Genomic DNA, 13,510 nt, shown 5'->3' with positions numbered 1-13,510 from the left:
GGAGCGCGGGGCGACCGGACGCCCGAGAAGGATCCGGCCGAACGGTTCGCCGTCGGCGGCGATCTGGTGGGCGCACCGGTCCGGTAACCTCGCTCGGGTGACGGACGCGAAGATGCCCCTGCGGGCAAAGGTGGCCAGCTCCGTGTCCCGGACGGCCGCGGCCCTGTCGCGCGCCGCCGGCCGGGGCGACGGCTCGGTGATCGGCGGCTGGATCGGGCTGAAGATCGATCCCGACCTGCTGGCCCACCTCTCCGCCGGCCGCGCCATCGCGCTGGTCTCCGGCACCAACGGCAAGACCACCACCACCCGGCTCGCCGCCGCGGCCGTCGGGGTGCTCGGTCGGGTGGCCACCAACTCCTTCGGCGCCAACATGCCGACCGGCCACACCTCCGCCCTGGCCAAGGCGGGCAGCACCCCGTACGCGGTGCTGGAGGTCGACGAGCACTACCTCGCGCAGGTGCTGGAGGCCACCGAGCCGCACGTGGTGGCGCTGCTCAACCTCTCCCGCGACCAGCTGGACCGGGCCAAGGAGGTCGCCATGATGGCGCAGCTCTGGCGCGCGGCGCTGGTCCGGCACGCCGACGTGCGGGTGGTGGCCAACGCCGACGACCCGATGGTGGTCTGGGCGGCCACCCCGCCGGCCGACCCGGCACGCGGGGTCAACCCGCCGCACGTCACCTGGTTCAGCGCCGGCCAACGCTGGCACGACGACTCCTGGGTCTGCCCGGAGTGCGGCTCCACCATCCAGCGCTCAGGAGAGCAGTGGTGGTGCACCGGCTGCCCGCTGCGCCGGCCCGAGCCGCAGTGGACCGTGGAGGACGACGGCGTCCTCGACCCCACCGGCGCCTGGCACAAGGTGGCGCTCCAGCTCCCCGGCAAGGTCAACATCGGCAACGCGGCCACCGCGCTGGCGGTCGCCGCCGAGTTCGGGGTACGCCCCGTCGACGCGGTCTCCCGGCTGGGCACGGTCACCTCGGTCGCCGGCCGCTACGCGCAGGTCGACCGGGACGGGCGCAACATCCGGCTGCTGCTGGCCAAGAACCCGGCCAGCTGGCTGGAGGCGTTCGACATGGCCGACGTGGCGCCGACCCTGCTCTCCATCAACGCCCGCGACCCCGACGGGCTGGACACCTCCTGGCTCTTCGACGTCGACTTCGCCCCGCTGCGCGGCCGGCAGGTGCTGATCACCGGCGACCGGGCGTACGACCTGGCGGTCCGGCTCGACGTCAACGCCGTGCCGTTCCAGCACGTGCGGACGTTCGACGAGGCGGTCCGGGCGGTCCCGCCGGGCCGGCTGGAGGTCATCGCGAACTACACCGCCTTCCAGGACATCCGAGCGGAGTTGGACCGTGTCAACTGAGAGCCTGCGCATCGTCTGGATCTACCCCGACCTGCTCTCCACCTACGGCGACCGGGGCAACATGCTGATCCTGGCCCGCCGGGCGCAGCTGCGCGGGATGCCGGTCGAGGTGCTGGAGGTCCGCTCCGACCAGCGGCTGCCCGCCACCGCCGACATCTACCTGATCGGCGGCGGCGAGGACGGCCCGCAGGCGCTCGGCGCCCAGCGGCTGATCGCCGACGGCGGCCTGCACCGGGCGGTCGCCCAGGGCTCGGTGGTCTTCGGCGTCTGCGCCGGCTACCAGCTGCTCGGCACCTCCTTCTTCGCCAAGGGCACCAAGTGCGCCGGGCTGGAGCTGCTCGACCTCTCCTCCGACCGGGGCCCCACCCGGGCCGTCGGCGAGCTGGCCGGCGAGATCGACCCGCGGCTCGGTATACCGGCGCTGTCCGGGTTCGAGAACCACGGCGGGCGTACCCACCTCGGCCCCGGCGTCTCGCCGCTGGCCCGGGTCACCGCCGGGGTCGGCAACGACGGCGCCACCGAGGGCGCCTGGCGCGGCAAGCTGCTCGGCACGTACTCGCACGGGCCGGCGCTGGCCCGCAACCCGGCCCTGGCCGACCTGCTGCTGCGCTGGGCCACCGGGGTGCACCAGCTCCCGCCGCTGGACGACACCTGGGCCGACCGGCTCCGCTCCGAGCGCCGCGCCGCGGTGGCCGCCGCCGACCGGGCATGATCCACGCCGTCCGGCGGCTGCTCGGCCAGCCGTCCGGGCGTCGCTTCGCCGCGCTGCTGCTCCTGCTCGCCGGCTTCGGGGTGCTGCTGCTGGTGGCGCCCCGGCCGGACGTCGCCCGGCTGCCGCGCCTCGCCGACGCCCTCGGCGGGTACGCCCCGCTCGCGGCGATCGCCGCCGGGACGGTGCTGCTGGTGGCGCTGGTCCCCCGGACCTTCGTCACGCTCGCCTCCGGCGCCATCTTCGGCCCCCTGGAGGGCGCCGCGTACGCGCTCGGCGCGGCCCTGCTCGCCGCGGCGATCGGCTTCACGGTCGGCCGGGTGCTGGGCCGGGAGTTCGTCGCGGAACACCTCCGGGGCCGGCTGGCCCGGCTCGACGGCTGGTTCGCCCGGCAGAGCGTGCTGGGGGTGATCACCGTCCGGCTGCTGCCCATCGCCGGCTTCGGCCTGGTCAGCTACGGCTACGGCACCACCGCCGCGCGGGTGGTGCCGTTCCTCGTCGGCAGCGTGCTCGCCTCCGCCCCGACCGCGTTCGGCTACGCCGCGATCGGCGCGGCGGTCAGCTCGCCCGGCGAGGTCAACTGGTACGCCGCCGCCCCCGCCAGCCTCGGCCTGATCGCCAGCGCCGTGCTGATCCACCGCTGGTGGCGGGCCGAACGGCAGCGCCGGCGCGGTGCGCCGGAGCCGCGACCGTGACGGGCGGGAACCGGCCCCCGCGCCGCGCCGAGGTGGCTGGCGCCGGCAGGCAGCCCGCCGAGGCGGACGACGCCGACGGGCCAACCGCCGAGGTGGCCGGCGCCGGCAGGCAGCCCGCCGAGGCGGACGACGCCGACGGGCCAACCGTCGAGGTGGCCGGCGCCGGCAGGCAGCCCGCCGAGGTGGCCGCCGACGGCGGGCGAACCGTCGAGATGGCCAGCGCCGACAACCCGGCCGGCGAGGTGGTGCTGGCCGGCGGATTGGACGTCGAGGAGGTGCTGGCCGGCGGGTTCATCGCCGAGGTGGTCCGGATCGGCGACACAGTCCGCCGCACTCCCCCGGCCAACGCCGGGTTCGTCACCGCCCTGTTGGCGCACCTGGACCGGGTCGGCGCGCACGTGGCGCCCCGCTTCCTCGGCACCGACGAGCGGGGCCGGCAGGTGCTCAGCCACCTCGCCGGGCGGGTGCCGTGGCGGGAGCGGGAGGACCAGGCCTTCTTCTCCGACCCCGCACTGACCCGGCTGGCCGAACGGATCCGGGTCCTGCACGACGCCTGCGCCGGCACCGCTCTGGCCAGCGGCGCGGAAACGGTCTGCCACCGCGACCTGTCGCCGAAGAACACCCTGTACCGGGACCTGCCCGCCGGGCTGCTGCCGGTGGCGTTCCTGGACTGGGACCTCGCCGCGCCGGGCCGCCGGATCGACGACGTGGCGTTCGCCGCGTGGCACTGGGGTGAGCTGGGCGAGGGCGCCGACCCGGCTGAGCTGGGCCGACGCTGCCGACTGCTCTGCGACGCCTACGACGCGGCCGGCGCCGGACCGGACCCGGTACCGCTCCCCCGGGACGAGTTGGTCACCGTGATGCTCGACCAGATCGAGGGCACCTGGCGGGGCATCGACGCCGGCGCGGACCGCGACGAACCCGGCATGCGCCGGCTGCGCGCAACCGGCGCGGTCGACGGGGTACGCCGCTGGCAGGGCTGGCTGCGCACCCACCGGCGCACCGTGGAGTCGGCCCTCCACGCCTGAAGCCCGCCTTGCCGCCGGCCGGATACGGCCTTGGCGTGTCGCGGCCCGAGGCGAACGCGGCCGAAGAGCGTGATGACTGTGAGGCATAAATATGCCTCACAGTCATCACGCTCTTCTCGGCGTGCGCCCCCACGGACGTCACACTCCGTGTCCCGGTCTTCCGGGCGGCGTTCCCCGATGGACCGGGCCGCGCCCGACCCCCGCTGGACCGAGCCGCACCCGACCCCCGCTGGACCGAACCGCACCCGACCCCCGCTGGACCGAACCGCACCCGACCCCGCGGCGCCGGGTGGGTCATTCCGACGGGTGGACCAGCCTCGCCTCGTAGGCGGCGATGACCAGGTGCACCCGGTCGCGGGCGCCGAGCTTGGTGAAGAGCCGGGCCACGTGCGCCTTGGCGGTGGCCGCGCTGATCACCAGCTCGGCGGCGATCTCGGCGTTCGACATCCCCCGCCCGACCAGGGTCAGCACCTCCCGTTCCCGGTCGGTCACCCCGGCCAGGGCCCGCGGCCGGACCGGCGGACCGGGGCGGCGGAGGAACTCGGCGATGAGCCGGCGGGTGACGCCGGGCGCGATCAGCGCGTCCCCGGCGGCCACCACCCGGATCGCGGCGAGGATGTCGTCGAGGGCCCTGTCCTTGACCAGGAAGCCACTCGCGCCGGCCCGCAGCGCGGCGTGCACGTGTTCGTCGTCGTCGAACGTGGTGAGCACCAGGACGCGGGTCGGCCCACCGGGCGCGGTGATCGCGCGGGTGGCCTGAATGCCGTCCGTGCCCGGCATCCGCAGGTCCATCAGCACCACGTCGGGCGCCACCTCGCGGGCCAGCCGGACGGCCTCGGCGCCGGTGCCGGCCTCACCGACGACGTCGATGCCAGGCGCGTCGGCGATGAGCACCCGCAGGCCGGCGCGGACCAGCGGCTGGTCGTCGGCGAGCACCACCCGGACGGTCACCGGTCGGCCGCCGGCACCGGCAACCGGGCCGTCACCCGGAAGCCGCCCTCGGGGCGCGGCCCGGCGCGGAACCGCCCGCCGAGCAGGGCGACCCGTTCCCGCATGCCGACGATGCCGTGCCCGTCGCCGGCGACCGGCCCGCCCCGCCCGTCGTCCACGACGTCCACCACCACCTCGCCGGGGCCCTGCTCCACGGTCACCCGGCACCGGTCGGTGCCCGCGTGCCGGACCACGTTGTGAGCGCCTCCTGCACGATCCGGAAGGCGGCGAGGCCGAGGAGGGGTGGCTGTTCGTGGTGCTCGCCGCCGGCAGCGTCGGGGCCGTGATGATCGCCAGCGAGTACGCCGGCGGGCAGATCCGCACCACCTTCGCGGCCGTACCCGCGCGGCGGGCGGTGGCCGCCGCGAAGGTGGTGGTGCTCGCGGCGGTGATGACGGCCGTCGGCGCGCTGGCCTCGGGCGACGCGTTCTGGCTCTCCCAGGCGATCCTCGCCGACCGGCACGCCGGCGCGTCGATCGCGGACCCCGGCGCGCTGCGCGCGGTGGTGGCGTCGGCGCTGCTGGTGCCGGTCTGCGCGCTGGCCGGGCTGGGCATCGGCGCCCTCGTCCGGCACACCGCTCCGGCGATCGTCACCACCACGGCGGTGCTGCTCCTGCTGCCGTTGGCGTTCGACACGCGCCACCGGTGGACCGCCGCCGTCAACCACGCCATGCCGGTCCCCGGCTGGGAACGGCTGGTGCAGATCATCCCGTTCCCCCACTACGACGGCTGGGTGGCAACCATCCCCACCTCCTGGACCGTCTTCACCGCCTGGTCCCTGACCGCCACCCTGGCCACCCTGATCGCCCTGCACCACCGCGACCCCTGACCCACCCCGACCAACATCCGCCCACTTTCACGGAAAGAGTGGCTGTTCCGCGCGGAACAGCCACTCTTTCTCTGTATCTGCGGGCTCTCGCCAGGGGCGCCCCTGGCGGGCGACCCGGGCGGGGGTCAGGCGACGATGGAGACCATGCGGCCCTTGACGACGATGACCTTGCGGGGTTCCTTGCCGGACAGCGGGCCGGCCACCGCCTCCAGGGCCGCCGCGCGGACGGTCTCCTCGGAGGCGTCGGCGGGGACCTCGACCCGGCCACGGACCTTGCCGTTGATCTGCACCGGGTACGTCACCGTCTCGGCGACCAGCAGCGCCGGGTCGGCGGTCGGGAAGTCCGCGTACGTCAGCGAGGTCTCGTGCCCCATCCGCCGCCACAGCTCCTCGGCCACGTGCGGGGCGAACGGCGCCAGCATCAGCACCAGCGGCTCGGCCACCTCGCGCGGGGTCTCCGCCAGCCGGGTCAGCCCGTTGGTCAGCTCGATCAGCTTGGCGATCGCGGTGTTGAACCGGATCGCCTCCATGTCACCGCGGACCCCGTCGACCACCTTGTGCAGCAGCCGCCGGGTCGCCTCGTCGGCCGGGGCGTCGGTGACCCGCAGCGCGCCGGTCTGCTCGTCGACGATCGCCCGCCAGACCCGCTGCAGGAACCGGTACGACCCGACGACCGCCCGGGTCTCCCACGGGCGGGACACCTCCAGCGGGCCCATCGACATCTCGTAGACCCGGAAGGTGTCGGCGCCGTACGCGGCGCACATCTCGTCGGGCGTGACGACGTTCTTCAGGGACTTGCCCATCTTGCCGTACTCGCGCTTGACCTGGGTGTCGCCCAGGTAGAAGCCGCCGTCGCGCTCGACCACGTCCTCGGCCGGCACGTAGGCGCCCCGGGCGTCGGTGTACGCGTACGCCTGGATGTAGCCCTGGTTGAACAGCTTGCGGAACGGCTCGAACGACGAGACGTGGCCCAGGTCGTACAGCACCTTGTGCCAGAAGCGGGCGTACAGCAGGTGCAGCACGGCGTGCTCGGCGCCGCCGACGTACATGTCGGTGCCGCCGCAGTCGCCCTCGCGGCGCGGGCCCATCCAGTACCGCTCGTTCTCCGCGTCGACGAACCGCTCGGAGTTGGTCGGGTCCAGGTAGCGCAGCTCGTACCAGCAGGAGCCGGCCCACTGCGGCATCACGTTGGTCTCGCGGGTGTAGCGCTTCGGGCCGTCACCCAGGTCCAGCTCGACCTCGACCCAGTCGCGCCGCCGCGACAGCGGGGTCTCCGGGTTGCTGTCGGCGTCGTCGGCGTCGAAGGTGCGCGGCGAGAAGTCGTCCACCTCGGGCAGCTCGACCGGCAGCATCTCCTCGGGCAGCGCGATCGCCGCGCCGGTCTCGTCGTACACGATCGGGAACGGCTCACCCCAGTAGCGCTGCCGGGAGAACAGCCAGTCGCGCAGCCGGTAGGTGACCGCGCCGGCGCCGTGCCCGTTGGCCTCCAGCCACTCGATGATCGCCGCCTTGGCGTCGGCGACCCCCAGGCCGTTCAGGTCCAGGCCGCGGTCGGGCGCGGCGCTGTTGATCGCCGGACCGTCCCCGGTGTACGCCTTGCCGTCGAAGCCCTCCGGCGGCTGCACGGTCCGCACGATCGGCAGCTCGAAGACCTCGGCGAACGCCCAGTCCCGCTCGTCCTGCGCGGGCACCGCCATGATCGCGCCGGTGCCGTAGCCGGCCAGCACGTAGTCGGCGATGAAGATCGGGATCTGCCCGCCGGTGACCGGGTTGACGGCGTACGCGCCGACGAAGACGCCGGTCTTCTCCTTCGTGTCGGCCTGCCGCTCGACGTCGGTCTTGGCCGCCGCCGCCTTCCGGTACGCCTCCACGGCCGCGCGCGGGTTGGCGTGCCCGCCGGTCCAGGCGTCCCTCGTCCCGGCCGGCCAGGTCGCCGGCACCAGCGCGTCGACCAGCTCGTGCTCCGGGGCCAGCACCATGTAGGTGGCGCCGAAGACGGTGTCCGGGCGGGTCGTGAACACCCGGATCGGCTCCCGCTCGGTGGGGAAGTCGATGTGGGCGCCCTGCGAGCGGCCGATCCAGTTGCGCTGCATCAGCTTGATCGGCTCGGGCCAGTCCAGGGTGTCCAGGTCGTCCAGCAGCCGGTCGCCGTACGCGGTGATCCGCATCATCCACTGCTTCAGGTTGCGCTTGAAGACCGGGAAGTTGCCCCGCTCGGAGCGGCCGTCGGCGGTGACCTCCTCGTTGGCCAGCACGGTGCCCAGCCCGGGGCACCAGTTCACCGGGGCCTGCGAGACGTACGCCAGCCGGTGGTCGTCGACGATCTGCCGCCGCTCGGCCACGGTCAGCTCGGCCCAGGGCCGGCCGTCCGGGGTGGGGCGGTTGCCGCCCTCGAACTCGGCGATCAGCTCCGCGATCGGGCGGGCCCTGCGCACCTCCGGGTCGTACCAGGAGTTGAAGATCTGCAGGAAGATCCACTGGGTCCAGCGGTAGAAGTCGGTGTCGATGGTCGCCACCGAGCGGCGCTCGTCGTGGGCCAGTCCCAGCCGGCGCAGCTGCGCCTTGTACCGCTCGATGTTCGCCACCGTGGTGGTCCGCGGGTGGGTACCGGTCTGCACCGCGTACTGCTCGGCGGGCAGGCCGAACGCGTCGAAGCCCATCGCGTGCAGCACGTTGCGCCCGGCCATCCGCTGGTAGCGGGCGAAGCAGTCGGTGCCGATGTAGCCCAGCGGGTGGCCGACGTGCAGGCCGGCGCCCGACGGGTACGGGAACATGTCCAGCACGTACAGCTTCTCCGCGCCGGCCCGGGGGTGGTCCGGGTCGGCCAGCGGACCGGTCGGGTTCGGGGCGTGGAAGGTGCCCTCGCGCGCCCAGACGTCCTGCCAACGGTTCTCGATCTCGTCGGCCAGGGCCGCGGTGTACCGGTAGGGGGGAATGTCGCCCGCCGGTGCGGCTGCCTCACTCATGGCGTCTCCTCGCTTCGCTCGTCGCCGCCGGCCGTGCGCGGCCGGGCTGGGTGCTGACCTCGCTCGGCGTGGTCATGGGGTCGGGTATGGGGAGCGGATCCGCTCTCGGTGCGGCCCGCCGGGGCCGGGCGGGCCCGAGGCACACGCCGGCCGGCGGAGGGCACAAAAAAGCCCCTCGCGCAGGAGGGGCCGCCGTGCTGTCGCGCGTCAGCGCATCAGCACGGCCCGGTAAGAAGCAGGAAGACTCCGGCCATGACCGGCAGTGTACCCCGCCCGCCGGGCGCGCGGGTGGCCCGCCACCGCGGGTCGGCCGGGTCCACCACCGCCGCGGCCCGCGCCGGTGCCCATCGTGATCATGGTGGGCACCGACAGCGACCGTCAGGTCCCCCGTTGCGGTGGATATTCGGGGCGTAACCGACCGTCCACCTGCGGGGGTCGGCGACAACGAGAAACATGGTTAGCCTGAGAACCAGTGAGATTTCTGCGGCAGACGTGGCTCGGCGTCGCGAACCCAACGGCGGGTCCAGGTGCTCTATACAGAGCTGCCGTTCCGGCGACGAGGAGGAGGCCCGTGACACAACAGACCTGGGACGAGGTGGGCGGCCTGCTGCCGCACGACCAGTTCCGCGCCGCCAGCGAAGCCATCGTGGCCAACATCGAGCAGGTCATCGAAGGCAAGACCGCGACCGTGCGCCTCGCCCTGGCCGTCCTGCTCGCCGAGGGACACCTCCTGATCGAGGACGTGCCGGGGGTCGGCAAGACCAAGCTGGCCAAGGCCCTCGCCCGCTCGATCGACTGCTCGGTCCGGCGCATCCAGTTCACCCCCGACCTGCTGCCCAGCGACGTCACCGGGGTCAGCGTCTACAACCAGGAGACGCACGACTTCGAGTTCCGTCCGGGCGCGGTCTTCGCCAACCTGGTGGTCGGCGACGAGATCAACCGGGCCTCGCCGAAGACCCAGTCGGCGCTGCTGGAGTGCATGGAGGAGCGGCAGGTCACCGTCGACGGGGTCACCTACCAGCTCCAGACGCCGTTCATGGTGATCGCCACCCAGAACCCGATCGAGATGGAGGGGACGTACCCCCTGCCGGAGGCGCAGCGCGACCGGTTCACCGCCCGGATCGCCATGGGCTACCCGGACCCCGGCGCCGAGCTCGCCATGCTGGACGGCCACGGCGCCACCGACCCGCTGCAGGAGCTGCGCCCGGTCTCCGACGCCGCGACCGTGCGCCAGCTGATCGCCACGGTCCGGCAGGTGCACGTCGCCGACGCGGTCAAGCAGTACGCGGTGGACCTGGTCACCGCCACCCGCGAGGCCCCCGACCTGCGCCTGGGCGCCTCCCCCCGGGCCACGCTCCAGCTGCTGCGCACCGCCCGCGCGGTCGCCGCGCTGGAGGGTCGCGACTACGTGCTCCCCGACGACCTGCAGGCGCTGGCGGTGCCGGTGCTGGCGCACCGGATCATCCCGACCGCCGACGCCCAGCTGGCCCGGCGCACCACCGACGCGATCGTCTCAGAGCTGGTGCACCGGCTGGCGCTGCCGCAGGAGCGCAAGCGCACCCCGTACGACACGCCGCGGCCCACCGCGGGCAACGGCCGCGGGCCGTACGAGCCGCGGAGGCCCTGAGGTGCGCGACGGGCTGCGCGGCCTGACCACCCGCGGCCGCTCGTTCCTGGCGGCCGCGGTCGCGGCGGCGGTCTCCGCCGGCCTCCTCGGCGAGAAGGATCTGCTGCGGGTGGCCGTGCTGCTCGCCGTCCTGCCGCTGCTCGCCGCGCTCTACGTCGGGCGCAGCCGCTACAAGCTGGCCTGCAACCGGTCGCTGGAGCCGCACCGGGTGCCGGTCGGGGCCAGCTCCCGGGTGGTGCTGCGCCTGCAGAACATGTCCCGCCTGCCCACCGGCACCCTGCTGCTGGAGGACCGGCTGCCGTACGCGCTGGGCAGCCGGCCCCGGGTGGTGCTGGAGCGGCTCGGCGCGCACCAGGCCAGCTCGGTGGCGTACACGGTCCGCGCCGACGTGCGCGGCCGGTACGAGGTGGGCCCGCTGGTGGTCCGGCTGACCGACCCGTTCGGGCTCTGCGAGCTGACCCGGGCCTTCCCCAGCACCGACCACCTGACCGTGATCCCCCAGGTCACCCCGCTGCCGACGGTCCGCCTCCCCGGCGAGTACGCCGGCAGCGGCGACAGCCGGGCCCGGTCGGTGGCGGTGCACGGCGAGGACGACGCCGCCACCCGGGAGTACCGGGTCGGCGACGACCTGCGCCGGGTGCACTGGAAGTCGACCGCCCGCACCGGTGAGCTGATGGTGCGCCGCGAGGAGCAGCCCTGGGAGAGCCGGGCCACCGTCGTGCTGGACACCCGGGCGTTCGGCCACCGCGGCGACGGCCCGACCGCCAGCTTCGAGTGGGCGGTCTCCGCCGCCGCGAGCATCGCGGTGCACCTGCGCCAGTCCGGCTACAAGCTGCGGCTGGTCACCGGCTCCGGTGCGGACGTGGACGCCACCGAGGCCGCCGGGGACGGCCTGCTCCTGGACCATCTGGCGGACGTCCGCCTCGACCAGCGGGGCGAGGTCGCCACCCTGGTGCAGCGGGTCCGGCAGCGCTCCGACGGTGGCCTGATCATCGCCCTGCTCGGTGCGGTGAGCACCGCCGAGGCCGAGCTGCTGGCCGGGCTGCGCGCCAACGGGGCGACCTGCGTCGCCTTCCTGCTGGACAGCTCCACCTGGCTCAACCTGCCGGAGAAGGCCCGCGCCGAGTCGGAACGGGCGCACGGCGCGGCCGCGCTCGCCCTGCTCCAGGGCGGTTGGCGGGTGATCGGGGTGGACCACGGCGGCCGGCTGCCGGCGCTCTGGCCGCAGGCCGCCCGGGGCTCGCAGGGCTTCGCGTTGCGCGCGGCGCTCGCCGAGACGGTCGCCGGCGGCGTCCGATGACGGAAAGGGTGACGTCGTGATCGCGTCCCGGAACCTCGGCTTCGTGGCCGCCGCGGCGACTCTGCTCGCCGCGGCGCCGCTGTCTTCGATCTTCCAGCGCTGGACCTGGCTGATCGAGGCGGCCATCGCGGTGGCCGTGGTCGCCGGGGTGGCCGCGCTGACCCGACTGGTCCGGGCTCCCCTGTGGGGCCAGGTGCTGGGCATGCTGGCCGGCCTGCTGCTCGCCCTGACCTGGCTCTTCCCGGGCGGCACCGAGCTGGTCGCGTTCCTGCCCACGCCGGCCACCCTGGCCCACTTCGGCGAGCTGTTGCAGGGCTCGGTGCAGGACATGCGCTCGTACGGCGTCGAGGTGCCGGACACCACCCCGCTGCTGTTCATCACCGTGCTCGGGGTGGGCTCGGTGGCGATCATGGTGGACGTGCTCGCGGTGGGCCTGCGCCGTCCGGCGCTGGCCGGCCTGCCGATGCTGGCGATCTACTCGGTGCCGGTGGCGGTCTACGTGGACAGCGTGCCCGCGCTGCCGTTCGTGGTCGGCGCCTCCGGCTACCTGTGGCTGCTGGTCACCGACAACGTCGACCGGGTACGCCGGTTCGGCCGCCGGTTCACCGGCGAGGGACGCGACGTCGACGTCTGGGAATCCTCCCCGCTGGCCGCGGCCGGCCGCCGGCTGGCGGTGGTGGGCGTGGCGCTGGCCGTGGTGCTCCCGCTGGCCGTGCCCGGGATGACCGGTGGGCTGCTCGACCAGGTCAACTCGAACGGCAACGGCACCGGCAATGGGCGGCCCGGCCAGGGCGGCAGCCCCGGCCGGATCGACCTGTTCGCCGCGCTCAGCGGCCAGCTCAACCAGAGCGAGGTGGCCGAGATGGTCAAGGTGACCACCACCGAGCCGCGCCCGTTCTATCTGCGCTTCGGCGTCGCCGACGAGCTGCGGCCGGACGGCTTCCGGGTGCGCCCGCCCAACGGCCGGCGGGTGGACCGGGACCTGCCCGCCCCACCGGCCCGCCAAGGCGCCGAGCAGCAGCGGTACCGGGCGACGGTGGAGGTCACCCGCAACCTGGAGATGCCGCTCGTGCCGGTGTACGCCGACCCGGTCAACGTCGACGGGCTCAGCCGCAACTGGCTCTACGACTCGAACCTCGGGGTGGTCTTCTCCAACCAGGACAACTCCCGGGGCAAGCGCTACGCGTTCGAGTACGTCCGCTCGACGTTCACCCCGTCGGCGCTGCGCCGGGCCCGCTCCCTGCCCGCCGAGCACCCGATCGCCGTCCAGCAGACCCGGCGGCCGGCGGTGCAGCAGGTCGACCTGCTGGTGTCCCGGCTGGTCGAGGGGAAGCAGAACGACTACGACAAGGTCCGGGCGATCTACGACTACTTCTCCCGGGACAACGGCTTCAGCTACTCGCTGAGTACCAAGGGTGGCACCAGCGGCGAGGAGATCGTCGACTTCCTCACCAACAAGGTCGGCTACTGCCAGCAGTACGCGGCGGCGATGGCCTGGCTGGTGCGCTCCGCCGGCATCCCGGCCCGGGTGGCGTTCGGCTTCACCAACGGCACCAGCGCCGGCGACGACACGTACGTCCTGACCAACCGCAACCTGCACGCCTGGACGGAGGTCTACTTCGACCAGCTGGGCTGGGTTCCGTTCGACGCGACCCCGGCGTACGCGGTGCAGGGCGCGAACCGCTCGGCCTGGGCCCCGGACAGCGACGCCCCGGACCCGGAGCCGTCGGAGACCAGCGCGCCGGGCGCCTCCCCCGAGGACCCGGCCGCCACGGCCGGGCCGGACCGGGAGGACGCCGCCGACCGGGACACCGACGCCGGCTTCGACGCGGCCGGCGGCGCCCCGACCCGGCGCGCGCCGAGCTGGCCCTGGTGGACGGCGGGCGCCGTGCTGGCGCTGATCGCCCTGCTCTGCCTGCCGGCCGTGCGGCGGATGGCGCTGCGGCGTCGCCGCCACGGCCGGCCGGCCCGGGCGGGCGCCGCCGTCGCCGGCGGCCCGGACGGCG

At 74.3% G+C, this 13,510-nt stretch carries 11 protein-coding genes; 8 read left to right on the top strand and 3 right to left on the bottom strand.

The genetic code is table 11. From position 1 onward, the window contains the following. The first annotated feature begins 112 nt into the window (after positions 1–112). Genes V6U89_RS20805 through V6U89_RS20790 form a run of 4 tightly spaced genes read left to right on the top strand, consistent with a single transcriptional unit; the run spans position 113 to position 3,792 of the window. Complete coding sequence (locus V6U89_RS20805) at positions 113–1,360, top strand: MurT ligase domain-containing protein (RefSeq protein ID WP_334573121.1); 1,248 nt, start codon at positions 113–115, stop codon at positions 1,358–1,360. Then, entirely contained in the window at positions 1,350–2,072 is a 723-nt protein-coding gene (locus V6U89_RS20800) for a type 1 glutamine amidotransferase (RefSeq protein WP_334573029.1), read from the top strand. The genes V6U89_RS20805 and V6U89_RS20800 overlap by 11 nt, the downstream gene beginning before the upstream one ends. Next, the gene (locus V6U89_RS20795) at positions 1,970–2,764 is read left to right on the top strand and encodes a TVP38/TMEM64 family protein (protein ID WP_442933962.1); all 795 of its coding nucleotides are present in this window, start codon (positions 1,970–1,972) and stop codon (positions 2,762–2,764) included. Before V6U89_RS20800 ends, V6U89_RS20795 begins: the two co-directional genes overlap by 103 nt. Beyond that, complete coding sequence (locus tag V6U89_RS20790; RefSeq protein ID WP_334573027.1) at positions 2,761–3,792, top strand: phosphotransferase; 1,032 nt, start codon at positions 2,761–2,763, stop codon at positions 3,790–3,792. The genes V6U89_RS20795 and V6U89_RS20790 overlap by 4 nt, the downstream gene beginning before the upstream one ends. 294 nt (positions 3,793–4,086) lie before the next feature. Here the strand turns inward: V6U89_RS20790 and V6U89_RS20785 are convergent, their stop codons facing one another. After that, on the bottom strand, positions 4,087–4,743 hold the full coding sequence (locus V6U89_RS20785) for a response regulator transcription factor (protein ID WP_334573026.1): 657 nt from the start codon (positions 4,741–4,743) through the stop codon (positions 4,087–4,089). After that, positions 4,740–4,976: a sensor histidine kinase gene (locus V6U89_RS20780; RefSeq protein ID WP_334573025.1), complete on the bottom strand. Its 237-nt coding sequence runs from the start codon at positions 4,974–4,976 to the stop codon at positions 4,740–4,742. The genes V6U89_RS20785 and V6U89_RS20780 overlap by 4 nt, the downstream gene beginning before the upstream one ends. Positions 4,977–5,035: 59 nt before the next feature. Between V6U89_RS20780 and V6U89_RS20775 the strand changes: the two genes are divergently transcribed. Then, positions 5,036–5,611, top strand: coding sequence for an ABC transporter permease (locus tag V6U89_RS20775; RefSeq protein ID WP_334573024.1), 576 nt, complete (start codon positions 5,036–5,038; stop codon positions 5,609–5,611). 125 nt (positions 5,612–5,736) lie between these two features. Here the strand turns inward: V6U89_RS20775 and leuS are convergent, their stop codons facing one another. After that, positions 5,737–8,577: a leucine--tRNA ligase gene (leuS, locus tag V6U89_RS20770; protein ID WP_334573023.1), complete on the bottom strand. Its 2,841-nt coding sequence runs from the start codon at positions 8,575–8,577 to the stop codon at positions 5,737–5,739. 571 nt (positions 8,578–9,148) lie between these two features. On the opposite strand from leuS, the gene V6U89_RS20765 reads away from it, so the two are divergent. The 3 genes from V6U89_RS20765 to V6U89_RS20755 form a co-directional block, all read left to right on the top strand. After that, positions 9,149–10,204, top strand: a complete 1,056-nt coding sequence (locus V6U89_RS20765; protein ID WP_334573022.1) for an AAA family ATPase — start codon at positions 9,149–9,151, stop codon at positions 10,202–10,204. 1 nt (position 10,205) lies between these two features. Continuing rightward, entirely contained in the window at positions 10,206–11,504 is a 1,299-nt protein-coding gene (locus tag V6U89_RS20760; protein ID WP_334573021.1) for a DUF58 domain-containing protein, read from the top strand. Positions 11,505–11,520: 16 nt separating this feature from the next. Then, the coding region (locus tag V6U89_RS20755) for a transglutaminase family protein (protein ID WP_334573020.1) at positions 11,521–13,510 on the top strand (1,990 nt) is incomplete at its 3' end.

Origin of the sequence: Micromonospora sp. CPCC 206171, assembly GCF_036906755.1 — a bacterium.
Taxonomy (GTDB): Bacteria; Actinomycetota; Actinomycetes; order Mycobacteriales; family Micromonosporaceae; genus Micromonospora; species Micromonospora purpureochromogenes.
The sequence above is the reverse complement of the archived record's forward strand: the minus strand, read 5'-3'. Positions and strand labels throughout refer to the sequence as shown.